28 protein-coding genes are annotated in these 23,462 nt (G+C 46.4%); 25 read left to right on the forward strand and 3 right to left on the reverse strand.

Translation table 11 applies throughout. The features are described 5' to 3' along the window. From B3M90_RS04570 to B3M90_RS04595, 6 genes are all read left to right on the forward strand, one after another. Positions 1–630 carry a cytochrome (ubi)quinol oxidase subunit III gene (locus B3M90_RS04570; protein ID WP_029342161.1) on the forward strand — a complete coding sequence of 210 codons (630 nt, stop codon included), beginning with the start codon at positions 1–3 and terminating at the stop codon, positions 628–630. A 1-nt stretch (position 631) separates the two neighbouring features. Further along, positions 632–961, forward strand: coding sequence for a cytochrome C oxidase subunit IV family protein (locus tag B3M90_RS04575; protein ID WP_029342160.1), 330 nt, complete (start codon positions 632–634; stop codon positions 959–961). Positions 962–1,092: 131 nt separating this feature from the next. Next, positions 1,093–1,998, forward strand: a complete 906-nt coding sequence (gene ctaG / locus B3M90_RS04580; RefSeq protein WP_214854632.1) for a cytochrome c oxidase assembly factor CtaG — start codon at positions 1,093–1,095, stop codon at positions 1,996–1,998. Positions 1,999–2,016: 18 nt separating this feature from the next. Beyond that, on the forward strand, positions 2,017–2,478 hold the full coding sequence (locus B3M90_RS04585) for a DUF420 domain-containing protein (RefSeq protein ID WP_214854631.1): 462 nt from the start codon (positions 2,017–2,019) through the stop codon (positions 2,476–2,478). Positions 2,479–2,490: 12 nt separating this feature from the next. Next, positions 2,491–3,096, forward strand: coding sequence for an SCO family protein (locus B3M90_RS04590; RefSeq protein WP_050677540.1), 606 nt, complete (start codon positions 2,491–2,493; stop codon positions 3,094–3,096). Positions 3,097–3,102: 6 nt separating this feature from the next. Continuing rightward, the gene (locus tag B3M90_RS04595) at positions 3,103–3,360 is read left to right on the forward strand and encodes a hypothetical protein (protein WP_214854629.1); all 258 of its coding nucleotides are present in this window, start codon (positions 3,103–3,105) and stop codon (positions 3,358–3,360) included. 147 nt (positions 3,361–3,507) lie between these two features. Here B3M90_RS04595 and B3M90_RS04600 read toward each other — a convergent pair whose 3' ends face one another. Both B3M90_RS04600 and B3M90_RS04605 read right to left on the reverse strand, forming a co-directional pair. Next, positions 3,508–3,858, reverse strand: coding sequence for a YugN family protein (locus B3M90_RS04600; RefSeq protein ID WP_035406760.1), 351 nt, complete (start codon positions 3,856–3,858; stop codon positions 3,508–3,510). Between the two features lie 110 nt (positions 3,859–3,968). Further along, entirely contained in the window at positions 3,969–4,715 is a 747-nt protein-coding gene (locus B3M90_RS04605) for an ATP-grasp domain-containing protein (protein WP_290782775.1), read from the reverse strand. A gap of 122 nt (positions 4,716–4,837) precedes the next feature. On the opposite strand from B3M90_RS04605, the gene B3M90_RS04610 reads away from it, so the two are divergent. From B3M90_RS04610 to B3M90_RS04630, 5 genes are read left to right on the forward strand one after another with little or no spacing between them, the layout of a single operon-like run. After that, positions 4,838–5,278 (forward strand): YlbF family regulator, encoded by a 441-nt coding sequence (locus B3M90_RS04610; RefSeq protein WP_035406766.1) that lies wholly within the window; start codon positions 4,838–4,840, stop codon positions 5,276–5,278. A 24-nt stretch (positions 5,279–5,302) separates the two neighbouring features. Further along, positions 5,303–5,560: a YlbG family protein gene (locus B3M90_RS04615; protein WP_035406768.1), complete on the forward strand. Its 258-nt coding sequence runs from the start codon at positions 5,303–5,305 to the stop codon at positions 5,558–5,560. 46 nt (positions 5,561–5,606) lie between these two features. Further along, positions 5,607–6,188, forward strand: a complete 582-nt coding sequence (rsmD, locus tag B3M90_RS04620) for a 16S rRNA (guanine(966)-N(2))-methyltransferase RsmD (protein ID WP_290782777.1) — start codon at positions 5,607–5,609, stop codon at positions 6,186–6,188. After that, positions 6,185–6,676: a pantetheine-phosphate adenylyltransferase gene (coaD, locus tag B3M90_RS04625; protein ID WP_214854625.1), complete on the forward strand. Its 492-nt coding sequence runs from the start codon at positions 6,185–6,187 to the stop codon at positions 6,674–6,676. Before rsmD ends, coaD begins: the two co-directional genes overlap by 4 nt. Continuing rightward, positions 6,676–7,674 (forward strand): SepM family pheromone-processing serine protease, encoded by a 999-nt coding sequence (locus B3M90_RS04630; RefSeq protein ID WP_290782779.1) that lies wholly within the window; start codon positions 6,676–6,678, stop codon positions 7,672–7,674. The genes coaD and B3M90_RS04630 overlap by 1 nt, the downstream gene beginning before the upstream one ends. On the opposite strand, the gene B3M90_RS04635 is transcribed toward B3M90_RS04630, so the two are convergent. Next, the gene (locus tag B3M90_RS04635) at positions 7,647–8,798 is read right to left on the reverse strand and encodes a tRNA(Met) cytidine acetate ligase (RefSeq protein WP_214854621.1); all 1,152 of its coding nucleotides are present in this window, start codon (positions 8,796–8,798) and stop codon (positions 7,647–7,649) included. The two genes, B3M90_RS04630 and B3M90_RS04635, sit on opposite strands and share 28 nt — an antisense overlap. 156 nt (positions 8,799–8,954) lie before the next feature. Here B3M90_RS04635 and B3M90_RS04640 point away from each other — a divergent pair, with 156 nt between their 5' ends. From B3M90_RS04640 to ftsA, 14 genes are all read left to right on the forward strand, one after another. After that, positions 8,955–9,479, forward strand: a complete 525-nt coding sequence (locus B3M90_RS04640; protein WP_023468813.1) for a YceD family protein — start codon at positions 8,955–8,957, stop codon at positions 9,477–9,479. A gap of 46 nt (positions 9,480–9,525) precedes the next feature. Beyond that, on the forward strand, positions 9,526–9,699 hold the full coding sequence (gene rpmF, locus B3M90_RS04645; protein ID WP_012370841.1) for a 50S ribosomal protein L32: 174 nt from the start codon (positions 9,526–9,528) through the stop codon (positions 9,697–9,699). A gap of 84 nt (positions 9,700–9,783) precedes the next feature. Then, positions 9,784–10,593 carry a ketopantoate reductase family protein gene (locus tag B3M90_RS04650; RefSeq protein ID WP_290782781.1) on the forward strand — a complete coding sequence of 270 codons (810 nt, stop codon included), beginning with the start codon at positions 9,784–9,786 and terminating at the stop codon, positions 10,591–10,593. Continuing rightward, positions 10,590–10,946 (forward strand): DUF3397 family protein, encoded by a 357-nt coding sequence (locus tag B3M90_RS04655; protein WP_035406782.1) that lies wholly within the window; start codon positions 10,590–10,592, stop codon positions 10,944–10,946. The genes B3M90_RS04650 and B3M90_RS04655 overlap by 4 nt, the downstream gene beginning before the upstream one ends. Positions 10,947–10,975: 29 nt before the next feature. Beyond that, positions 10,976–12,538, forward strand: a complete 1,563-nt coding sequence (gene bshC, locus B3M90_RS04660; protein WP_290782783.1) for a bacillithiol biosynthesis cysteine-adding enzyme BshC — start codon at positions 10,976–10,978, stop codon at positions 12,536–12,538. Positions 12,539–12,699: 161 nt separating this feature from the next. Next, positions 12,700–13,638, forward strand: a complete 939-nt coding sequence (rsmH, locus tag B3M90_RS04665; RefSeq protein WP_056062348.1) for a 16S rRNA (cytosine(1402)-N(4))-methyltransferase RsmH — start codon at positions 12,700–12,702, stop codon at positions 13,636–13,638. 13 nt (positions 13,639–13,651) lie between these two features. Further along, positions 13,652–14,038 carry a cell division protein FtsL gene (gene ftsL / locus B3M90_RS04670; RefSeq protein WP_023468808.1) on the forward strand — a complete coding sequence of 129 codons (387 nt, stop codon included), beginning with the start codon at positions 13,652–13,654 and terminating at the stop codon, positions 14,036–14,038. Positions 14,039–14,160: 122 nt separating this feature from the next. Further along, positions 14,161–16,173, forward strand: a complete 2,013-nt coding sequence (locus tag B3M90_RS04675) for a penicillin-binding protein (protein ID WP_231496838.1) — start codon at positions 14,161–14,163, stop codon at positions 16,171–16,173. A gap of 108 nt (positions 16,174–16,281) precedes the next feature. Beyond that, a complete protein-coding gene (locus tag B3M90_RS04680) occupies positions 16,282–17,601 on the forward strand; it encodes a UDP-N-acetylmuramoyl-tripeptide--D-alanyl-D-alanine ligase (RefSeq protein WP_251137862.1) in 1,320 nt (439 codons plus the stop codon). Positions 17,602–17,623: 22 nt separating this feature from the next. Beyond that, positions 17,624–18,586 carry a phospho-N-acetylmuramoyl-pentapeptide-transferase gene (gene mraY / locus B3M90_RS04685; RefSeq protein ID WP_290782786.1) on the forward strand — a complete coding sequence of 321 codons (963 nt, stop codon included), beginning with the start codon at positions 17,624–17,626 and terminating at the stop codon, positions 18,584–18,586. A 33-nt stretch (positions 18,587–18,619) separates the two neighbouring features. Beyond that, complete coding sequence (gene murD / locus B3M90_RS04690) at positions 18,620–19,966, forward strand: UDP-N-acetylmuramoyl-L-alanine--D-glutamate ligase (RefSeq protein WP_290782788.1); 1,347 nt, start codon at positions 18,620–18,622, stop codon at positions 19,964–19,966. Further along, entirely contained in the window at positions 19,963–21,057 is a 1,095-nt protein-coding gene (gene murG, locus B3M90_RS04695) for an undecaprenyldiphospho-muramoylpentapeptide beta-N-acetylglucosaminyltransferase (protein ID WP_290782790.1), read from the forward strand. The genes murD and murG overlap by 4 nt, the downstream gene beginning before the upstream one ends. Positions 21,058–21,117: 60 nt before the next feature. After that, complete coding sequence (locus B3M90_RS04700; protein ID WP_035406806.1) at positions 21,118–21,897, forward strand: cell division protein FtsQ/DivIB; 780 nt, start codon at positions 21,118–21,120, stop codon at positions 21,895–21,897. 229 nt (positions 21,898–22,126) lie between these two features. Next, positions 22,127–23,431, forward strand: coding sequence for a cell division protein FtsA (gene ftsA / locus B3M90_RS04705; RefSeq protein ID WP_290782792.1), 1,305 nt, complete (start codon positions 22,127–22,129; stop codon positions 23,429–23,431). Positions 23,432–23,462: the final 31 nt, after the last annotated feature.

Raw genomic sequence — 23,462 nt, forward strand, 5'->3', positions numbered from 1 at the left:
ATGGGTCATCATTCAGTACCAAACAACCCGATCACGGGTATTCCGGATCATGTTGAAAAAGCAACACTTGAGGGTAAGAATAAATATGTAGCCTTCTGGTTCTTCCTTGGAGGAGAGACGACTTTGTTCGCCTCTCTCTTCGGAACATACATCGGACTTCATAACTCCGGTGCTAAAGAAGGTCTACGCAGTTATGACATCTTCGAAATGGGTCTCGTCTTCATCATGACGATGCTCCTCTTGACAAGTTCGTTGACAAGTGTTCTTGCGATGATGGCGATGAAACGTAATGATGTCAAGAAGATGAAAATGTGGTTGATTATCACACTTGTTCTTGGACTAGCATTCTTAGCGGGTGAGATTTATGAGTTCAATCACTACTACCACATCGGTCATACATTCACGTCGAGTGCATTTGGTTCTGCCTTCTACACTCTCGTCGGTTTCCACGGTGCGCACGTCTTATTCGGTCTTCTTTGGATCTCGACATTGCTCATCCGCAACTGGAACCGTGGCATCACGGTCGTGAATGCGCCGAAGTACTATGTTTCAAGTCTTTACTGGCACTTCATTGACGTCGTCTGGGTCTTTATCTTCTCAGTCGTCTACCTCATGGGGATGGTGAAATAAGATGGAAAAACACGAACCGCAACTTACGCGCAATCAAATCGAGCTTGAGATGAAAGCAGAACGTGGTCGTGAGACACAACTGCAACTCATCAGTTTCGCACTCATGATTTTCTTGACGCTCATCGCTTTCGGTGCTGTCATGGCTGATCTCATGCCGCACTGGGCAGCTGGTGGCTTCCTGATCATCATGGCAATCGTTCAGGTTTACCTTCAGCTTTACATGTTCATGCATATGAACAATAAAGGCAACACATGGATCAAAGTCATGATGGGTCTTGGCATCTTCGTCGCCTTGACGATCGTCGCGACACTCCGTCTGTTGATCTGGTAAGAAATGTGACCATTCTGCTAACGTTTAGCAGGATGGTCTTTTATTTTGGAATCGTTTTATGAGAAACCTTTACAATGAAATAGGGGAACGGTAATCTTAGTTTGTAAGAGAAAGGAACGGGGTGAAGAAATATGTTAGGCAATTTAAGGGGAGCACTTTCGCAATTCGAATGGACTGTCTTATGGAGTCCGTATTATGCGTTGATACTCGTTGGATTGTATATCCTATATGCTGTCGTGACAGAAAAGCTGCGTCGTCCGGACGAGCCGGAAACAACGCTTGGGCAAAAGTTTTCGATGCTCGCGGCATTGATCGTTTTTTACATCGGTTTTGGAAGTCCGTTAGACCTGCTAGCACATATCACGTTCTCAGCACACATGCTGCAGATGGTATTCGTCTATATGGTCGCACCGCCGCTCTTGTTGATTGCACTACCAGAGTGGCTTTATAAGCGCTTGTTCAATATACCGTATCTTGGGAGGATTCTTCGTTTCTTCGTCAAGCCGTTGATTGCACTCGTCGTCTTTAATGCCTTGTTTACGTTTTATCATATGCCATTTATTTTTGATTATGTCCTGACGAACTATACCGTTCACCGTCTGTTCCATGGAACACTTATTTTCTTGAGCATGACGATGTGGTATCCGATCATTGCACCCGTCAACGAAAACGATAGTTTGTCTGACCTGAAGAAGATGGTCTATATCGTCGCGAACGGTGTGTTGTTGACACCTGCCTGTGCCTTCATGATCTTCAGTCAAAGTTTTCAGTATCAAGCGTATCAGGATCCGGCGACGTTCGCGAAAGTACTCGCTTACTGTATGCCTAACAATGATTTAAGCGGATTGAACCTGGAACGATTGCTCGGAACGACAGATGACTTATTAGAGGACCAACGCTTTGGTGGTGTCCTCATGAAGCTCGGTCAAGAACTCGTGTATGGTCTATTCTTCGGACTGACCTTCTTTACATGGGTGCGCCGTTCAAAAAGTACTGCCGTGGATGAAGGCATGTCCTTCACACCAAAAGCGGATTAAATTGGAGGAAGTTGGAACATGATTTATTTGCCGTTGATTTGTGTATCGCTGATTGTCATCAGTGCGATTTTCGTAGCGATTGGCTGGTTTTTGATCGCCCAAACGCGTCGTAACATGAAAGCTCACCAAACCGTGATGACGATTGCAGCTGCACTCGCTTTATTATTCTTCATCATGTATGCCTTGCGGACGATTCTGCTCGGCAACACAGCCTTTGGCGGTCCAGAGTCTGTCAAAGCCTACTACACAGGATTCTTGATCTTCCACATCCTTCTTGCGACATCAGGTGGGGTGCTCGGTTTGATGGCACTCTATCACGCGTATAAGAAGAACTTTGCACGTCACCGTAAAATCGGACCAGTTGCTTCGATCATTTGGTTTTTGACGGCCATCACCGGTGTGATCGTGTATTGCTTATTATATGTCGTCTACGATCCGGGTGAGACGACGAACGTATTCCGGGCGATCTGGAGTCATTAAGGGGGAGCCAACTTGAAAAAGAACAGTTACTTGACGGTCGCTGCCGTCGTCCTCATCTTAGTTGCGGCAGCCGGGGGATATTATTATTTCTTCATGAAAGAAAAGTTACCTGTCATCGCTGAACCGACGCCATTTGAATTAACGAATGCCGTAGACGGAAAATCATTCAATTCAGAAGACGGAAAAGTCAAAGTGTTGACGTTCTTCTACTCGAACTGTCCTGATATTTGTCCGCTGACATTGAATGATTACCGAAAGCTTGAGAAGAAGCTTCGGAGTGAAGAGTTATACGGAAATGACGTCGAACTCGTCGCTGTGACGGTTGATCCAAAAGTGGATACACCGAAAGTCCTGAAAAAGTATGCTTCGAACTTTGAAGCGGATGCTAAAGGATGGAAAGTATTGACGGGAGATCCAGTCGTCATCGATCGTCTGACACGTCAGTTGAATTTCTATTACTCAAAAGCTGAGAGTGGCTTAGTGACTCACGGAACACAAATGTTCATTTTGGACCGTGAGAATAAAGTACGGGCGATCTCTTCGATGGCGAAGACGCCGGATGAACCGGTCGACTTAGAAGAGGTCATGTCTTCGGTCACACAATTAGCAAAGGAGTGAAGGTAGATGACTTATGAAGAGTACTTGCAAGGAGATGTTACCGTCTCTATTCAAGCCATCGAGGAATTACTTGCTTGTGCGATCGAGGATTATGGAATCCATCACTCCCGGATCAAACGGATGGACCGGGAAGAGATTGCATTTAGCGTAAAGGTCAATGCACCGGCAACGTCACTTCACGCGCTTTATCTTCATGTACGCGAGCAGCTTGGGATTCAGCTCGGAGACGATGTCGTATCTTATGTACAATTCGTCGCGCGTTAAAAGCGGTTTCGCGCGTATTAAAGAATAACAATCAGGTGGACAGAACAGCTAATGATTTCGTGGATGATGCGAGGTCGTTAGCTTTTTTGTTTGGAATGAAGAACAAAAAATAGAGGCTCCTTAATTTGGAACCTCTACGTGTGGATCTTATTTTTCGAGTGTTTCGAGCAATGCTGCTAAACGACGTTCGCAGTCCTTGACGATTTCCGGAGGGAACGTCTCATCATACTCGACACCGTGTGGATAGTAGTGTTTCCCTAGAAGTGGTGTCATCATACGGACGACAGCATGGCGGTCTTCAATCTCGCCTTGGATCGCATAGACAGGAACACGGAGATAGAATACTTCGCCTGTTGATTGTTTTTCGTATTTCATGTCGTACATCGCACGTTCGTAATCCCATTGTCCTTCGCGAACGAAACGGTGATGATCCATAATTGTTTCAAGAAGACCGAACTTCAGTTCCTTGCCTTCGATGCCATATTGTTCAAACTTCATGTTTGAATCCCCCTATACCCCAGTTTGCTAGTAGATACTAGTCTTTCCAAACTATCATACCATAATGAATGAAACGATGACGTAAAAGTTGTGAAGTCATTTTGAAGAATTCATGAACTTCCGTATTTTCGTTCAACGTACTCAAGGATCGTATCTGGTGCATGAATGCCGAGGTGATTAAGTCCTTCACCACCAAAGAAGACGTTGAACTCGAGAACGTACCATTGTCCGTCGCGGATGATAAGATCAAAACCAGCGTGATCGATATCAAGCTGTTTCGCAAGCGCGAGCACGAAATCAATTGCACCTTGTGGCACATCATCGAAATCAAGGACGCCACCTTGAGCAACGTTATTTAAGAACTGTGCACCACCGACGCGCCAATACGCAGCGAGGACTTGATCACCGACGACGACGACACGTAAATCCTTTTCGTTCGGAATGTACTCTTGGATGTAGAACGTCTCGTGGGTATCCGTGTATTTCTTCCAGTCCGCTTCGTTTTTGATGAGATGGACACCTTGCCCCATCGAGCTACGGACTGTCTTAGCGACGAACGGAAACGAAAATTCACGTAAGACTCGATCGACCGTGAACTCATTTTTCCCGTAGATGCCTGTTCGAGGGATATTATCCGGAATGACGGTCTGAAAAATCCGAGTCATCTCAATCTTGTCATGACCTAGGTGGAACGTAGCAGCAGATGGAAAAATCGGCTTCTTCATTCCATAGATGATCGAGTGGATTTGCCAGTATTCCGGGAACAAGACGACATCCGCCTGTTCAATCTTTTTCAAGGAATCAAAGTGATAATCTGATTTGGCATGTTCCGTCTTGATTCCAATCGTCCGGAACATATTAAAAGAGAGCAGTTGCATAAAGTTCATTCCTTCCTTCTGAACAAATTATACACAATTCAACGGGCTAGGAGGGAGAGAAATGTTATGATAAGATGGTAAAGTTAAGGAGGAGATTCGTTGTGATATATACCGATAAGACGATTGACCTCATCAACGCAGCGGAAGACCTCATTCGATCTCTCGCTCAAAGTGAAACGGGGCAAGCATATAGATGTGCGAAACAAGCACAGCAAGAGTCAGTAGAGGCACAGTCCGTCATTCGAGACTTTCATCAAGTCAAGGAAGACTACGAACTCGTACAACGATTCGGACGATATCACCCTGACTATCAGACGATCACGAAAAAGGTCCACGAAGTCAAACGGCGACTTGATTTACAAGAAGAAGTCGCGCAGTTTAAAAAAGCGGAAAAACAACTCGAGACGTTACTCGGGCAAATCAGTCTGAAGCTCGCTGGAGAAGTATCACCGCAAATCAAAGTACCAACGGGGAATCCATTCTTTGATCAAGGATGTGCCGGAGGCTGTTCAACCGGTGGCAGCTGCAGCTGTAGCGGATAACGAAGATGAAGGGGGTAGGCTGGCGTGATCAAGGAACGAGTGGGACTCATCGTCTATGTCAATGCGATGAAAGCATCCCGTCAATTGCGCCGTTACGGGAACGTCTACTTTACGTCTAAACGTGAACGATACGTTCATCTGTATGTCGATTTAGATCAGCATGAACAGGTGATGGAAGTCATTTCGACTCTCCCGTTCGTCGAATCGATCAAACGATCAGAACGACCGTTCATCACGGAGACGTTCGCGAACAAAAAAGGAAAAATGCAAGAAGAAGCATAATCCATGGAGCGATGAGGACATCCTCGTCGCTTCTTTGTTGAAAGGAATGAAGGAAATGCGAGTCATTTCAGGAGAACGGAAGGGAACACGGTTAAAGGCTGTTCCAGGCGATCAGACACGACCGACGACGGATAAAGTAAAAGAATCGTTATTCAACGTCATCGGTCCTTATTTCAACGGAGGGCGAGCGCTTGATTTGTTTGCCGGTAGCGGAGGTCTCGGCATCGAGTCTCTTTCAAGAGGATGCGATGAGGCGGTATTCGTCGACCAACACCATAAAGCCATCCAGACCATTCAAGATAACCTACGGACGACACACTACACGGATCAAGCACGTGTGATGAAAAAAGATGTTACGATCGCCTTGACGGAACTAGCCTCCGAAAAGCCGTTTAAATTGATTTATTTAGACCCACCCTATGCAAAAGAACGATTGACGGAACACGTCACGTACATAGAGCAACACGACATGCTGACAGACAATGGTGTCATCGTGTGTGAACATGACTCTGCTGTTGTATTACCGGACCGAATCGGACGGCTAGAGGTCGTTCGTCGACTTCGTTATTCCGCTGTCATCTCAATCACGTTATATGAATTCATGGAAGCGGAGGAAGACCACGTATGAAACGAATCGCCATTTGCCCAGGGAGCTTTGATCCAATCACGAACGGACATTTAGACATCATTGAGCGGGCTGTTCCGATTTTTGATGAGATCATCGTTGCCGTATTGAACAATTCTTCGAAGCAACCGCTCTTTTCTGTTGAGGAACGGATGGAGTTGATTGCAGATGTGACGTCGCATCTACCACATATCAAGGTCGATTCCTTCAATGGATTGCTTGTCGATTATGCGGAGGAAGTCGGCGCAACTGCAATCGTCCGCGGACTACGAGCGGTCTCGGACTTTGAATATGAAATGCAGGTCGCATCCATCAACAAAAAGATGAATGATCAAATCGAGACACTGTTCATGATGACGAACAATCAATATTCCTTCTTAAGTTCTTCGATCGTCAAGGAAGCAGCTAAATACGGGGCTTCCGTCGTTGATCTCGTACCGCCATCCGTTGAAGAGGCGCTACGTCAGAGATATACGAGAGGAGAACTGTGATGAAAGCTTGGAAACCGGCCTTAGCAGCGGTCATTGCTGCCTTGCTCGTGTTTTTCGTGCCACTTCCGTATTTCATCTCCTATCCAGGTGATGCGACATCGACGGAAGATTTGATTGATGTGTCTGGGGGGGACAAGGAGCCAGGCGATTTGATGATGCTGACGATCGCCCAACGTCGGGCAACCCCTTACTTCCTCGTAGAAAGCCTCTTCCTGCCGTTTTCTGAAACATCTAGTGTAAGTGATTATTTGTACGACGGTGAGTCAGACGCACAGTATGAAACACGTCAGAAACTATACATGGAAGAAGCACAACATAATGCGACGATCGAGGCCTATGAATTAGCTGATAAAAAGGTCGATATCGACTTTAAAGGAGTTTACGTGTCCGGTGTCATTCCAGGAGGTCCAGCCGAAGGAAAACTAAAGGCTGGGGACCGAATCACGGGCGTCGACGGAAAACCGATTACGTCGTTTGACGGATTCATGAAGACGATTCAATCGAAAAAAGCAAAAACAGCTGTTCCAATTCAGTTCACGCGTAAATCGGAAATCAAGAAGACGACGATTCGGGTGGATCAGTTGTCGAAAGAAGTCAAACGTGTCGGACTTGGTATTTATGAACCATTACCGATCTCAAACGTAACGACGGACCCCACTATTAAGTTTCAGATTGAGGATGTCGGTGGTCCTTCTGCCGGGATGATGTTCACGCTTGAAATCTATGATCAATTGACGCCGGGTGATTTGGCGAAAGGACATAAGATTGCCGGTACAGGGACGATTGAAGAAGGTGGTAAAGTTGGACCGATCGGTGGAGCGTGGCAAAAGGTCGTCGCTGCTGACGAGGCAGAAGCTGAAATCATGTTCGTACCAGCAGGAGAGAACTACAAAGAAGCAAAACCATCCATTAAAAAACTCGGAACGAACATGAAGCTCGTTCCGATCAAGACAGTTGAAGATGCGATTGATTATTTAGAAGAACTTCCAGCGAAATAAGGAAAACGACGGTGTTCGAGCAACGCGTCGTAGCGAGCCAAGGGCAGTGCGTATGCAGCTGTCACTTGGCTTTCTTTCGTTAGCCAAGGATGGCTCGTGAAGGTACTTAAAACAGGGACACGCGTTTTAATACTCTTAAGTGCCAGTCGTCCTTGTTCTGAAAAAGCGAGGGGGCGAACGAAATCAACATGGTCATAATCAATCCGTGCGATCTCTTCCGTTGTCGTTGAAGTCAACAGATAGACAAGGGCACGCTGCAGGCTCGTACGCGTATAACGACGTGTTTTGACGTGATTTAAAAAGAAATCGAACGTCTCTGCTTGTTTGGCACTTTCAATGAGACGAGGAGCTAGTGAAGCATCAATTCCGGCGATTCGTATCAACTCAGATACGGGAGTCGTCAATAGGCGTTGTCGAATCCATGGATAATAGTGCGAAAAATGAGCGAAAGAGGCGTTTGTCAGGACGTCCTCCGTCTGTTCGGGAAGTGCGAGCAGCTGACCGTGCGTCTGGTAATGGGCGCGTATCGCAGTGGCGCTCATGATAGCTCCGGTTGATAGGTCATGATAGCCACTTCCAATTCGTTTGGTCGTATGAAGCGAAACGGTCTTCGCGGCGCGAGCATAATAATAACCAAGTGTATTGTTCGGTTGTGTCAAATCAAGCGTCTGTGAGACACTCTTGAACGCTTGACTAGCAGCATGAGCAGAAGAAAGACCAGCTGTTAATCCGTCACGTAACGCTTGCTTATATGCAGGAATCTCTTCAATTTGTTCCGCTGCCGCATGCAAAAAGGGATGGATGTCTCCACATTCGCTTCCGAACGAAAGCGACTCACAACCGATCGTTTCAGCGATCGTCACCCCACCGAGCGCAAACCGATCTGCGCGTTGGACGGCAAAATAAAAGGGGAGTTCAAGAACGAGATCAACGGCACCACTTGCGACTGCTGCTTGAGCACGTGTCCATTTGTCTGTAAAAGCGGGCTCCCCACGTTGCATGAACGTCCCGCTCATGATGGCGACGATGACGTCGGCATCTGTTTCCCGTCGTGCTGTCGTCGCTTGATAATAGTGTCCATTATGAAACGGATTGTACTCTGAAATGATAGCTGTCATCCTCATGAAAACTTTCTCCTTTGCAAACCGAATTAAGTGCGGTAATATGGATAAAGACGTCCAAAAGTGTTCGTTCTCTAGCGATTTCAGTGTAAAGAAAAAACATTGACAAAACAAGATGTCCTCTCTATAATTCATATTGTTGCAATTGAGGTGATTCGGATGAAATGGTCCCTGATGCAATTGAATAAATTGCGCAATCTGGGTCAACTTCAGGTTAACGAGACGATCGAGCTCAATGAGCTAGTCGCCCTCCATCCGGATATCCGGGCGGTGCAACCTGTGCACGTTCGTGCAAATGCATCGTTTACATCGAATCAATTAATATTCAATCTCCGGATTACCGGCGAAATGACGCTTCCGGATGCCCGGACGCTAAATGACGTCGCTTATCCATTCGAGATTGAATCCATCGAGCCATTCCTGCTCGAGGTTGATGCTGTTTCGAACGAAGCAGATGACATCAACGTGCCGATCGGGAATACGGTCGATCTTCGACCGCTCGTGCAAGAATTGATTTTACTTCATGTGCCAGTGCAAGTGCATGGGGATGATGAAGAGAATCAGTTGGTTGAGGGGGAAGGCTGGACGATTCTTTCTGAAGAGGATCCAGAGGAAACCGAACCAAAAATCGATCCGCGACTCGCGGGTCTCGCTCAGTTCTTTAAAAAAGATCAGGATTCCTGATTTCTGAAGTAAAGGCGAGTGTATTTTTTCAAGGAGGTGGACAACGATGGCAGTACCATTCCGCAGAACGTCGAAAACACGCAAACGTCTTCGCCGTACTCATTTCAAACTCCGTGTACCAGGTATGGTCGAGTGCCCAAACTGTGGTGAAATGAAACTTTCACACCGTGTTTGTAAAGCATGTGGCTCGTACAAAGGTAAAGAAATCGTCAGCAAGTAAGCTGATTGATCGGTATAAAAGCGACCTTCGAATCGAGAAATCGGTTTTGGGGTCGCTTTTTTCATGAAAGGGGAAATGATGAAGATGAACGTTGGAATCATTGGCGCGGGAGCCATCGGTTTATTGTTTGCCTCTTATTTATCGGAAGAGCATGCAGTCACGCTCTATACTCGACAAGAACAAGAAGAGGAACGTTCGATCATTCGCGATGGACAGGCAAGTCGACTTGTACGAATCCGGAAGATTGATCGACTCGAGTCAGAAGACTTGGTGTTTGTAGCGACAAAGTCGTATGATATAAAAAGTGTGATTCCATTCCTCAAACGGCTGACGTGTCCCGTCATGTTCCTGCAAAATGGAATGGATCATTTGAAATGGAAAGAGCAATTGCCGCAAGTCTTATTCGGTGTCGTCGAACATGGAGCCATGCGCACTGCGCCGTTTGAAGTCAGGCATACTGGACAAGGACGCATCCGCTACGGAAATCAAGAAATTTCGAACTTGTCGTCAATACAGCTCCGTTTTGAATTCGAGTCGGATATGGAAGCGGTCTTATTGACGAAACTGTTCATCAACGTCGTCATCAATCCAGTGACGGCATATTACGGTGTTGAGAATGGCTCCTTGTTAGAAATGCCTTATCGACAAGAAGCACGTCAATTATTTGACGAAATGCAGACGATTTTTCCGAATCATAGCATTACTTATTCCGAAATCGAGCGAATCATGGAGAACACGAGTAAAAATCGTTCTTCGATGTTACGAGATCTTGAGCAAGGACGCCAAACAGAAGTGGAACCGATACTTGGATACGCGTTACGTCAGGCGACGACTGCGACGCCACGTTTATCTTTTTATTATGAACAGATCAAACAGAGGGAGGGTCCGCAGTGACGGTCTTCATCATTTTTCCTTTATTCAGCCTACTTGCGTTGTATCTCATCTTTTTACTTCTGTTTCGAAAACACGGGAAGGCAGTCCGATTCGCACTCGACGTTGGGACATTCATTGTTCTATATGCCATTCATGTCGCATTGATTGCCTTGACCGGAACAAATTACTTAGGATGGATCGTCATCGTCGTGTTGGTAGTGTTTGCGTTGAACGCGCTCTGGCAACGGATTCGGCAACTTGATGTCGATTTAAGACAAATGATTCGGCACAGTTGGCGGATCATCATCTTGCTAGCGTTACCCGTTCATTTCGTGTTGTTCGTGCTCGGTATACGTCAACTGTTCATCAGCTGACGAGTTAGGTAAGAAAGAAGGGATTTTGTTTGAAGGTACAACCATTTGAAGCCTTATATGATGACAACTCGCTGATGCATCGTGCTTCACGAGAAGAATTCTTAACATATGTCGATCACCTCGGAACGAGTGGTTTAGCGTCGAGAAGCCGCTTACTTGAAGAGCGTCACTATCCGCATCTTGCGGCGCTAACGGACGAACTCGAACGCCAAAATCCAAATATGACGGAGCGATTGCGGGAGCGTGTCGCGAAACTTCGTACAGGTGAGGCACAAGCTGTGGTCACAGGGCAACAAACCGGCATCTTTGGCGGACCATTATATGCCATCTATAAACTGTTGACCTGTCTTAAGGTCGCGCAGCAGGCGGAAGCGACACTTGATCGCCCTGTCGTTCCGATTTTTTGGCTCGCGACCGAAGATCACGATTTTGATGAGATCAATCATGTTTATGTTCCGACAGCAGATTTTCAAACGCGAAAAATCGCAGTCGCCCCTGCGGAAACGATTGCCCGCTCGGTCAGTCGCTTGTCTTTTGATCAGCCGGCACTTCTAGAAATCATTGAAGAAACGTTCCGGGCAATGCCGGAGACGATCCACACGAAACGATTAGTTGCGCGGCTGAAACAACTCGTTGAAGAATGTAGATCGTATGGCATGTTTTTCTCACAATTAATCGGCGAATTGATCGATTTCGATATCGTCTTCTTTGATGCTGATACACACCCTGTCCGTGAACTCGAGATTCCGTTTTTTGAACGATTGATTCAAGACAATGCGGAATTCAGACAGGCATTGACGGACGGAATAACACAGACGAAAGAATTACCCGACACATTCTTGAACGAGGAGGCCGCGCATCTTTTCATCGATGATCACGGTCGTCAGTTGCTTTATCCGACAGCAAGCGGATTTGAGACGAAACAAGGGAATCAGTATACAGAACTTGAATTAATCGCGTTACTGTACGCCAATCCGGAACGATTCTCAAACAGTGTCGTGACCCGACCATTGATGCAGGATTATCTGTTCCCGACGCTTGCCTACATTGGTGGACCGGGAGAATTAGCTTACTGGACGCGCTTACGCCCACTGTTTCACCATCTGAAGTGGACGATGCCGTTATTGATCCCTCGTATGGGCGGATTACTCGTGCGTCATAGCGATGAAAAACGGCTTATGAAACTCGACGTGTCGCTCGAAGAGATCGTCCGGTCAGGCGTTCCGATTCCCGTCTATTCGGAAGAGCAGATGACAGGGCGCCTGCAGACGGCAGCGATGCTGAAAGATAGCTTCGTCTCCGAGTTTCTTTCGCTCGAACATCAGCTACTGCGAACTTCGAGTAAGAGTGAGAAAATCAAGAAACAACTCGAACAATCGATTGCTAGTTTGTTAGCAGAAGATCGACGTCAATTTGATCGACAGACGCGACAGTATAAAGAAACGGCCTATCATTTGCTACCGGATGGAGCGCCACAAGAAAGGATTCACTCCATCTTACCGTGGTTGAATCATCATGGTCCTGATTTTGTTCGGGACTTAAGGAACGCTTATGAGGCAAATGCGGCTGAACAACTGAAAATTTTCCTTTAAACCTGCTGAAACAAGCAGGTTTTTTTGATTTTTTAGCGAAAATTACACAAAAGTTAAATAAATCAAGGAAACTGTCTCATTTTCGTAACGTTTTCATGAGAGAATGTGATACATTGAAAAAGAGTAACGTCCTTCAAGGACAGTGAAAGGTGAGGCAGGACATGTTTGAGCATGAAACGGTATTGAAATGGGAGTCAATCGAAGGACTCGCGATTAAACCCGACGGTATTTACGTCGATTGTACATTAGGTGGAGCAGGACATAGCGAAGAGATCGTCAAACAACTGACGACAGGTCATCTATACGCATTTGATCAAGATGATGTCGCCCTTGCTCATGCAGCAGAACGTCTCGCGGCGTATGAAGGTCGCTTTACTTTAATAAAGAGTAATTTTGCTTATCTAAAAGAGCAATTAGCAGCACATGGCGTCGAGAAAGTAGACGGCATCTTATTCGATCTTGGTGTCTCTTCACCACAATTAGACGAAGGGGAACGGGGATTTAGTTACAATCACGATGCACGTCTTGACATGCGTATGGATCAATCTTCTCCACTTTCTGCCTACGAAGTCGTCAATGAATGGTCTTACAATGATCTCGTACGTATCTTCTTTACATACGGGGAAGAGAAGTTCTCAAAACAAATTGCACGCAAAATCGAAAAAGCGCGGGAAGAGCAACCGATTGAGACGACGTTCGAACTCGTCGAATTGATCAAGGATGCGATTCCAGCACCAGCACGACGTAAAGGTGGTCACCCTGCGAAACGGACGTTCCAAGCGATCCGAATCGCCGTCAATGACGAATTGAACGTCTTTGACCGTGCGGTACACCAAGCAATTGATGTGTTACGGGTTGGTGGACGTTTATGTGTCATTACGTTCCATTCACTTGAAGATCGTATGTGTAAACAGGCGATCAAAGAAAAATCATCACTACCGGAGCTTCCACCGGGATTGCCGATGATACCGGTCGAGATGGAACCCGAACTCCGACTCGTCACACGCAAGCCGATTACAGCTGGTGTCGAAGAGCTGGATGATAATCGTCGCGCTCGATCGGCAAAATTACGAATCGCTGAAAAAATGAAAGAATCTTGAGAGGAGCATTCCAATGGCAGAACCACTTCGTAAATCGGTCCAAACGGTTCAACCCGTTCGTCAACAACCTGTTCAGGAACCACGGAAGACGGAAGATATCGCACGTCGCGTCGCCGTCCGTCCGAAGTATCGCTTGTATCCCTTTGAAAAATTCTTATACAGTGCGATGATTGGTGGTCTTGTGTTATTTGGGAGTTTGACGATCAGTACGCACAACGAGGCGTACAATGTCAGTCGTGACTTAGCGAAAGAAAACCAAGTCACACAGTCACTCAAAAAAGAAAATGAACGTTTACAACTAGAGGTCACGAACTTAAGCTCTCCGGAACGGATTTATAAGATTGCAAAAGAACAGGGTCTTGATATGCGTAAAGGGAACATCAAGGTGATTCCTAAATGAATCCACTGAAAAAATCCCGTTGGAGAGTAGCCTTTATCATGGTGATATTTGCTACTCTCTTTTTTGTGTTTATTGGCAGATTTTTATACTTAGCGACAACCAAACAATTCCATGGGGAAGATATGATTGCCTATGCTGAGAAAAAGCGATGGGAGTCCCAGGAGACGCTTGGGGCAGAACGCGGTGAAATTTTTGACCGTCTCGGTTCTCCAATCGCCATTAATGTTCCGTCGTATCACCTGATTGGTATTTACCGACTAGGTGGCGTCAAGGATCCGGATGAGACGATCGTCGACTTCAAAAAGACGGCTGAAGGTCTTGCGCCGATACTTGGAATGACGACGAAGGAACTGGAAACCTATTTGATTGAGAACAAAGAACGTTCGCAAATCGAATTCGGGAAAAAGGGAAATGACTTAACACTCGATCAAAAAGAGAAGATCGACAAGTTAAAACTCCCTGGAATCCGGATGATCGAAGAGCCAAAACGATACTATCCGAACGGTATCTTCTTGTCCGATACACTCGGATTCGTCCAAAAGATCACCGAGGAGAATGGTCGTGTCGCGTTACAGGGACAAATGGGGATCGAAAAACAGTATGATAATGCCTTGAGTGAGTCTTACGGTGCACGCGTCTTCGAGAAAGACCGGAGTGGTAATCCGTTGATCCAAGGTTCTTCACGTGTCTCGAATGAACCGAAGGACGGATCGAATCTGTACTTGACAATCGATCATCGCATTCAACAGTCGCTTGAGAAACAGATGCAAAAAATGTACAACACGTATAAGCCGAAAAACGCAACGGGTATCGTCATGGATGCGAAGACTGGTGAAATCCTTGCCATGGCGGATCGGCCATCGTTCAACCCGAATTTACGTGACATGAAAGATTTTACGAACTTCGCCGTATCCTCACGATTCGAACCGGGTTCAACGATGAAGATTTTTACGCTCGCAGCAGCGATTGATGCGGGAGTCTTCCGTCCGAACGAGAAGTATAAATCGGGTAGCTATAATTACAAAGGAACGGTCATCAAGGATTACAATGATGTTGGTTGGGGCACAATTCCGATGATCGAGGGCGTCTATCACTCCTCGAACGTCATGTTCTCGAAGTTGACAGCAGAAAAACTTGGGATCGAACGGTATAAAGAATACTTTAAGAAGTTTCATTTTGACCAACGAACGGGTATAGACATCTCGGGAGAAGTAAACAGTCAGTCTGATTTGTCAAAACCGCTGAATGCGCTCATCACTTCATGGGGACAATCAACTGCAGTCACACCAATGCAATTACTCCAAGGGGCAACAGCAATTGCTGGTGACGGTGAAATGGTCAAACCGCATATCATCCAAAAAGCTGATCATACGGATAAAGCACCTTACCGAGCGAAAACAGAAGTCGTCGGTAAGCCAATTTCGGCAGAGGCGGCCAAAGCGACGCGGGATGCACTGGACGGTGTCGTCAACAGTAAAATCGGAACGGGTCAAATGTACAAGTTGAAAGACTACCGTGTCATCGGTAAGACCGGTACAGCTCAAATTTCTGAGAACGGAAAATACATTCAAGGAAAATTCATTCACTCGTTCATCGGCATGGCACCAAAAGATGATCCGGAATTGATCATGTACATCGCGGTCGATCGTCCGTCAAAAAATGAATCATCGGTTTCAGGACCACTCATCATGAGTCCGGTGTTCAAAAGTGTCATGAATACAGCATTACAGTACCGGAGCATTCAACCGGAAACGCAAAAAGATTCGGTGGATGTCAAAGCGAAGATTACGCCGAGCTATATCAAGAAGAGCGCTCGACAAGCAACGGATTTGGCGAAAGAACAAGAAGCTGTTCCAATCATCCTTGGGGATGGAGCGGAGGTCGTTTCGCAGATTCCGTCTCGTGGTCAAGAATTCGTCAGTGGAGAACGTGTCTTGCTGAAGACAGCGAACACATTTAAGATGCCGAATCTGACGGGGTGGTCGCAGCGAGACGTCAAAAAGCTCGTCAGCTTATATGACTTGAAGCTCGATGTCATCGGTAAAGGTTTTGTAACCAAACAATCAGCTCGAACTGGTACACTAGTGAAGGAAAATGGAAAGTTGACGGTCGAACTAGCTGAACCTAAAGAATAACGGTGGGGCAAGTTTCCTGATTTCTACAGGAAGACGAGGACGAACAGGAGTCATTCGTTGACTTTTGCATTCGTCCTCTTTTGTTGTCATCGAATGGAGGTATATATCATGTTAACAATTACGCAAATTGCTGAGTGGCTGCATCTTGATGTCAGAGACGATCGGGTCGTCCGCCACTTCGCAACGGATTCACGCGCACATCTTGAAGATGGTCTCTATGTTCCGATTCAAGGAGCACGCGTCGATGGTCATCGCTTCCTGGAAGGCGCAAAAAATCAAGGAGCGATCGTCACCTTATGGAAGAAAGGGATTGATCGACCGGACATCGATGTCGTTTTCTTAGAAGTCGATGAACCACTGGTTGCCTTGCAAGAGATCGCTAAACAATACTTAATGCGGATTGCGCCAAAAATCGTTGCCATCACTGGATCGAATGGCAAGACATCGACGAAAGACATGGTCGAAAGTGTACTCAAGACAACGTTCAAGACACATAAGACACAAGGGAACTTCAATTCGGATATCGGGATGCCGTTAACGATTCTCATGATGCCGGCTGACACGGAAGTCGCCGTACTGGAAATGGGAATGAACGGTTTTGGCGATATCGAATTCTTATCGAATCTTGCTGAACCAGATATTGCGCTCGTCACGAACATCGGTGAATCCCATGCGGAGCAAGTCGGTGGACGTAGTGGAATCGCCAAAGCAAAGCTTGAGATTCGGTCTGGTCTTAAACCAGGAGGTCATCTGTTCGTTGATGGGGATGAACCACTTCTAGCAGAAGTCGAAGCGGAGAAAATCGGTTATCAGATTGGGAATACGTACCGGATCGAGACGACAGAAGCAACATTTCTCGGAACAGCCTTTGCTTACGATGGTACTGCCTTTCATCTCCCTGTGCTAGGAAAACACCAAGTCCGAAATGCAGCGTACGCGATTGCGACAGCGCGCGCGCTTGGCGTGACGGATGCCCGGATCCAAGAAGGATTCGACGCGGTTGAACTGACACCAATGCGGATGGAACGACTGCTCTTTGAGGAGACAGCGGTCATCAACGATGCGTATAACGCAAGTCCGACATCGATGAATGCAGCGATTGAGACAATCACTGCATTAGAAGGGTATACGACGCGCGTTCTCGTGCTCGGCGATATGTATGAACTAGGAGACCAGGAACGCTTGTTACATGCCTCGGTCGGAAAGCGGATTACGTTACCGGTCTCGCATGCTATTCTAGTAGGGGAGAAAGGCGCGTGGATTGCTGAAGGAATCAGCGACCCATCCGTCCAAATCCAATTTGCGGCAACTGTTGAAGATGCTGCTGAACAATTGCGTCCGTTGCTTGGAGAACGAACAATCGTTTTATTGAAAGCGTCACGTGGGATGGCGCTCGAACGGATATTGACCTATCTGAACGAAAACTAATTTTTGAAAAAGGGTGTCTGCTATGATCACATTATTCATCAGTCTTATTCTTGCATTTCTTGTTGTACTACTTGTTATGCCAAAGGCAATTCCGTTTCTACACCGATTGAAGTTCGGTCAGGAAATTCGGGAAGAAGGACCTCAATGGCATCAAGTCAAATCGGGAACGCCAACGATGGGCGGGATCGTCATTCTCGTTGCGATGATCGTCAGTGTTCTTGGTGCGATCGTCATGGGTGATTTATCAACGACACAGTTATCGTTACTCTTTTTAACACTTGCATATGGAGCGATTGGTTTCATCGATGACTACATCAAAGTCGTCAAGAAGCGTAATCTCGGTTTGAATTCGAAGCAAAAACTGATTGGGCAAATCGTCGTCGGATTGTTATTCGTTTGGTTGAGTGGTGGATTTACGAGTGACGCGACGTATCTGTCGATTCCATTCACAGACTTCAAACTTGATTTTGGTATCATCTATCCGTTCGTTGCCTTGTTCTGGTTAGTCGGATTCTCGAATGCTGTCAACTTGACAGACGGGTTAGACGGTCTCGTATCGTTTACGGCGATTCCGACATTCCTCTTCTTCGGTTTGTACAGTTGGTTCATCGCGGATGAAGTGGGTGCTGCTTGTTTTGCCTTCTCAGCAGTTGGTGCCCTAATTGGATTCCTTTTATACAATGCTCATCCAGCAAAAATCTTCATGGGCGATACAGGGTCCCTTGCACTCGGTGCCGCACTAGCAGGTCTATCGATTGTCCTAAAACTAGAACTTCTCCTTGTCTTGATCGGCATTGTCTTCGTTGTAGAGACACTATCTGTCATTCTACAAGTCATCTCATTTAAGACGACAGGGAAACGTATCTTTAAAATGAGTCCGATTCATCACCATTTTGAAATGGTTGGTTGGAGCGAATGGCGGATTGTCGGTACATTCGCAGGAATCAGCTGTTTGATGGCATTCATCGCCTACGTATTTATGTGATAAAAACGAAGAGAGAAAGTGAGCGATTCAACAATGGAACAACGACAATGGAATGATCAAAAGGTGCTCGTTCTCGGAACGGCGAAAAGTGGAATCGCAGCCGCTCGTTATTTAGCGAGCGTAGGTGCAGAAGTGACAGTGAATGACGGGAAAACACCATCCGAGAGTGATCAAGCAGTGCTTGCATCACTCGATGTCCAAACGGTTTATGGTGGGCATCCGCTTACACTACTCGATGACATCGATTTGATCGTCAAGAATCCAGGGATTCCGTATCAGATCGAATTGTTACAAGAAGCATTACGACGCAACATTCCCGTTTGGACAGAGGTGGAACTGGCGTATCACGCAACAGATGCGACGTGGATTGCTATCACAGGATCAAACGGGAAAACGACGACGACGACACTCGTTCATGAATTGTTGAAAACAGGGTCTCGACGTGTGCATTTGGCAGGAAACATTGGATTCCCGGCAATTGAAATCGCACGTCAGGCGAAACGAGAAGACATCATCGTCATTGAATTATCGAGTTTTCAATTGATGGGGATCGATCAGTTCCGACCATACACAGCAGCCTTTTTAAATCTATCACCGGCACATCTCGATTATCATGGTGATTTTGAATCATACGGAGAAGCAAAAGCTCGGATTTTCAAAAACATGACATCTTCGGATCGGCTTATCTTGAACGCTGATGATGCATCGGTCAACGAGCTCGGTAAGACAGCAAATGTGACGCCGCTCCTGTTCTCACGTCGTCAATCTGCTTATGCAGAAATAGTGAATGATGTGTTGACGATCAATGGATCGAGTATTCTACCCGTCAAAGAACTTGCTCTCGGTGGTGGTCACAATGTTGAGAACGTCCTCGCGGCCTTAGCGCTCGTCGAACCATTCGACTTACCATTAGCGAATGTCCAGCATGTGCTACGGACATTCGGAGGAGTAGAGCACCGGACACAGTTCGTCGGTGAAATTGCTGGTCGAAAAGTTTATAACGATTCGAAAGCGACGAATAACGTCGCGACAGAAGCAGCCCTATCTGGATTCACGACAAACATCATCTGGTTATGTGGTGGGCTCGAGCGTGGAGCGGATTTGACACCGCTACTCGATGCGATGAAGCACGTCAAACATGTCATCGGACTGGGAGAAACCGGACATCGCTTCGGAACGCTTGCATCTGAAAACGGCTATTCATCAACGGTCGTCAAGACGATGGATGAAGCCGTGAAAGTAGCGTTTGAAGTATCACAACCTGGAGACATCATTCTTTTATCACCAGCATCCGCAAGTTGGGATCAGTATAAGACATATGAAGAGCGCGGCGATCATTTCGTTCGTGCCGTACATGAAGTAGGGGGAACAACAGTATGAAAATCGTCGTCTCTGGTGGCGGTACAGGTGGTCACATCTATCCGGCACTTGCCATGATCCGAGAGCTCGAAGAACGCATGCCGTGTGAGGTCCTCTATATCGGAACAGAAAACGGTCTCGAAGCGGATATCGTCCGTCGGGCAGGAATTCCATTTGAATCGATTGAGATCTCTGGCATCCGTCGTTCGCTGTCGTTCGAGAACGTCAAGACGGGTATCCGGTTCGTCAAGAGTGTCCGACGGGTTCGCCGACTACTGCGCCAGTTCCAACCGGATATTGTCGTCGGTACAGGTGGGTTCGTCTGTGGACCTGTTCTGTACACGGCAGCAAAAATGGGTTTTAAGACACTCGTTCATGAACAAAACAGTCTTCCCGGTATCACCAATAAATTTTTAGCGCGTTATGTGGACCGTGTCGCATTATCCTTCAAAGGATCCGGTCATCACTTCGGTAAAAACGAAACAAAGACGGTTCTGATCGGAAACCCACGCGCTTCTGAAGTAGCGGAGTTACAAATCAACCCAACGGAAGAGCGTCAACGTTTCGGTTTCGAGGAAGGGCGTCCACTCGTCGTCATCTATGGTGGTAGTCGTGGTGCGCCTGCCATCAATGAAGCAGTCGTCGACATGATGCCGAAAGTTGAACAAGCCGGATGGTCGCTCCTCTTCGTTACGGGTCAGATTCATTACGATACGATTGTTTCACGCGTTGGCTCAGTACCTGAACGCATTCAACTGCGTCCATTCGTATATGATTTACCGAACATCCTAAAAGCAAGTCAACTTGTCATTTCGCGTTCGGGAGCAAGTACATTAGCAGAACTGACGACGCTTGGATTACCGAGTGTCCTCATTCCAAGTCCTTACGTGACAGAAAACCATCAAGAAGTCAATGCATCATCGCTCGTCGAGACAGGTGCGAGTCTATTGATTCGTGAACAAGAACTGACAGGTGAACGGTTATTTGATGCATGTGAAAAAGCATTGGCGCAACAACAAAAGATGTCTGAAGCAGCACTTGCGCTCGGTATGCCGAATGCATCACGAGACTTAGTTGATGAATTGTTACGACTAACAGGACAAAAATACTAAACTATTGCAGGAAAAGACCGATAGGGAAATGAACTGTTACGTATAGAGGAGGAATGAGACGTGAGGGAACGGAGAGCGGTCGAACGACCGCAAGAGGACAAGAACGTCCGCAGTCTCGAGGATAAGATACCTTATATCCGTGAACAACGTCGCAAAAAAGCTAACCGAAGACTCATTTATGTCCTGATTTTGATTGGTCTATTGGTCGGTGTCGTCTTTTATCTGCAGTCAAGCTATTCCCGGGTCGCTCGATTTGATGTTGATGGTAACGTCAATGTGAAATCAGAGGATATTTTGCAAGCATCCGGGATCAAGGTGAAAGAGACACATGCCTTTAATGTGTCAGAGGAAGACGTTCTTGAACGGATTGAGAAGGTCCCAGGTATTCAAGAAGCAACGATGCAAAAGCAATTTTTGCACCAATATCGCGTGACGGTGACGGAAGAGAAAGAGATTGCCTATGCGAAAGATAAACCGGGAGACCGGATCGTCCTTGCGGATGGAACGATCATTCCCGGTAAGTCGAAGGAAGAATTGTTTGACGCTCCGATCCTGACTGGCTTCACCGATCAATCTCTAAATCGATTGACGAAGGAGCTTGTTAAAATCGAGCCGAAAGTACGGAGCCGGATATCCGAGATCGTCGCTAATGATAAGACTGACAAAGGTGGTCTGAAGTTATTCATGACGGATGGGAATACGGTTTTGCTCAGTACTTCTGCCTTTTCCAATTCATTGAATGAATATGTAAAGGTCATTTCTGCCTTACCAAAAGGAAAGACAGGAACAATTACAATTGATGGTGGTATCTATTTCAAACCATATAAAGGGAAAAAATAGAAGATTCGTAAAGAGCTGACGAACAAAAAAACAAACATGTGTTTTCATTCGTCGACCTTTGTTTGATTCGTCATCAAATCGTAATCTATTAGGACGCTAAGACGGGCAATAACTTCTTTTCGTAAGTATTTATATAGTGTAGACTTAAACGAGAAGAAGCCTGATCTATTCCTAGAATATAATTAGGAATAAAAGGGATTAGTATTATGAAAGTGGAGGTGTCACTCCCATGGAAACGAAAGGTACGATTGCCGCACTCGACATTGGGACATCGGAGGTGAAGCTCATCGTCGGTGAACTACTTGGTGGAACGCTGAACGTTCTTGCTGAAGGTTCTGCACCATCCGCGGGTGTTAAACGAGGTGTCATCGTTGACATCGATCAAACGGTACATGCCATTAAACAAGCGGTCACAGAAGTGGAACGTACACTTGGTGAACCAATTGGTGAAGTATATGTCGCTATTTCGGGCGAGCACATTCAAGTCAAGGATTGCCAGGGGATGACGTCAATCAAAGGTGAGGACAATGAAATCACGGATGATGATGTGAAAGATGTCTTGCATTCTGCGATGGTCATGCGAATTCCAAATGAACTCAGTGTAGTTGATGTCTTGCCGAAGACGTTTACGGTTGATCAGCAAACAGAAATCACTGATCCAAGAGGAATGATTGGTTATCGTCTCGAAGTAACAGGGAAGCTCATCATCGGAGCGAAGACGATCCTACATAGCATTAAACGTTCCATTGAACGGGCTGGTTTAGAGCTTGCTGGATATGTGCTGGAGAGTTTAGCGGTATCTAGAATCGCAGCATCGATTGATGAACTAGAACTCGGTGTTGGGATCATCGATATCGGACATGAGACGACGACGCTTTCCATCTATGAAAAGAACGATCTCGTCTACTCGACGACGTTGCCTTACGGTGGAGATCATCTGACACGTGATTTGACGTACAAGATGAACTGCAAATACCAAGATGCGAAACTCGCTAAAGAAGAATACGGCGTTGCACTCGAAGCACTCGGTGATCCGGAGGAGAAAGTCTCATACGTCACGATCAACGGGGAACATCGTTTCGAACCACAATCAGAGATCGGATTCGTTTTAGAAGCGCGACTTGAGGAAATCTTCGAGATGATTCAAAAACGAATGACGCAAGCGGGATACGCTCACATGAATAGCGGCTTGATCTTATGTGGTGGAAGTTCTTCACTACCTGGCATCGATCAGGTCGGAAAACGGATTTTCAAGCAGAGCGTCAATGTCTATCAGCCTGCTAGTCTTGGTATTCGTCATCCGAAGTATGCCGTTGCAGCTGGTATGTTACGTTATGTACTCTCAAGAAGCGCCGTATCGAAATCAGGTTTCGACCGGGCAGAAGAGAAAGAAGTCGTAGCATCCGGACGTGAGCAGGATGCACTGCTCATGAACGAACAGGCATCACCTGCTCGTGAAGAACGACCAACGCGTGAACAGCCTCCAAAAGAGAAAAAGTCATTCAGTAGTTTCTTTGAGAAATTCTTTGGTTAATGCCTACAAAAAATCCAATGAGTAAAAAATA

Origin of the sequence: Exiguobacterium sp. UBA6309, from assembly GCF_002439205.1 — a bacterium.
In the GTDB taxonomy this organism is placed as follows: domain Bacteria; phylum Bacillota; class Bacilli; order Exiguobacteriales; family Exiguobacteriaceae; genus Exiguobacterium_A.

Coding starts and splice junctions, on each gene's coding strand:
- rsmD (WP_290782777.1), top strand. CDS start 5,607: ATGAAGGAAATGCGAGTCATTTCAGGAGAACGGAAGGGAACACGGTTA.
- B3M90_RS04635 (WP_214854621.1), bottom strand. CDS start 8,798: ATGAGGATGACAGCTATCATTTCAGAGTACAATCCGTTTCATAATGGA.
- rpmF (WP_012370841.1), top strand. CDS start 9,526: ATGGCAGTACCATTCCGCAGAACGTCGAAAACACGCAAACGTCTTCGC.
- B3M90_RS04600 (WP_035406760.1), bottom strand. CDS start 3,858: ATGAAGTTTGAACAATATGGCATCGAAGGCAAGGAACTGAAGTTCGGT.
- coaD (WP_214854625.1), top strand. CDS start 6,185: ATGAAACGAATCGCCATTTGCCCAGGGAGCTTTGATCCAATCACGAAC.
- B3M90_RS04575 (WP_029342160.1), top strand. CDS start 632: ATGGAAAAACACGAACCGCAACTTACGCGCAATCAAATCGAGCTTGAG.
- B3M90_RS04570 (WP_029342161.1), top strand. CDS start 1: ATGGGTCATCATTCAGTACCAAACAACCCGATCACGGGTATTCCGGAT.
- B3M90_RS04650 (WP_290782781.1), top strand. CDS start 9,784: ATGAACGTTGGAATCATTGGCGCGGGAGCCATCGGTTTATTGTTTGCC.
- B3M90_RS04640 (WP_023468813.1), top strand. CDS start 8,955: ATGAAATGGTCCCTGATGCAATTGAATAAATTGCGCAATCTGGGTCAA.
- B3M90_RS04585 (WP_214854631.1), top strand. CDS start 2,017: ATGATTTATTTGCCGTTGATTTGTGTATCGCTGATTGTCATCAGTGCG.
- mraY (WP_290782786.1), top strand. CDS start 17,624: ATGATCACATTATTCATCAGTCTTATTCTTGCATTTCTTGTTGTACTA.
- B3M90_RS04605 (WP_290782775.1), bottom strand. CDS start 4,715: ATGTTCCGGACGATTGGAATCAAGACGGAACATGCCAAATCAGATTAT.
- ctaG (WP_214854632.1), top strand. CDS start 1,093: ATGTTAGGCAATTTAAGGGGAGCACTTTCGCAATTCGAATGGACTGTC.
- murD (WP_290782788.1), top strand. CDS start 18,620: ATGGAACAACGACAATGGAATGATCAAAAGGTGCTCGTTCTCGGAACG.
- B3M90_RS04630 (WP_290782779.1), top strand. CDS start 6,676: ATGAAAGCTTGGAAACCGGCCTTAGCAGCGGTCATTGCTGCCTTGCTC.
- B3M90_RS04595 (WP_214854629.1), top strand. CDS start 3,103: ATGACTTATGAAGAGTACTTGCAAGGAGATGTTACCGTCTCTATTCAA.
- B3M90_RS04680 (WP_251137862.1), top strand. CDS start 16,282: ATGTTAACAATTACGCAAATTGCTGAGTGGCTGCATCTTGATGTCAGA.
- ftsA (WP_290782792.1), top strand. CDS start 22,127: ATGGAAACGAAAGGTACGATTGCCGCACTCGACATTGGGACATCGGAG.
- B3M90_RS04675 (WP_231496838.1), top strand. CDS start 14,161: ATGATTGCCTATGCTGAGAAAAAGCGATGGGAGTCCCAGGAGACGCTT.
- murG (WP_290782790.1), top strand. CDS start 19,963: ATGAAAATCGTCGTCTCTGGTGGCGGTACAGGTGGTCACATCTATCCG.
- ftsL (WP_023468808.1), top strand. CDS start 13,652: ATGGCAGAACCACTTCGTAAATCGGTCCAAACGGTTCAACCCGTTCGT.
- rsmH (WP_056062348.1), top strand. CDS start 12,700: ATGTTTGAGCATGAAACGGTATTGAAATGGGAGTCAATCGAAGGACTC.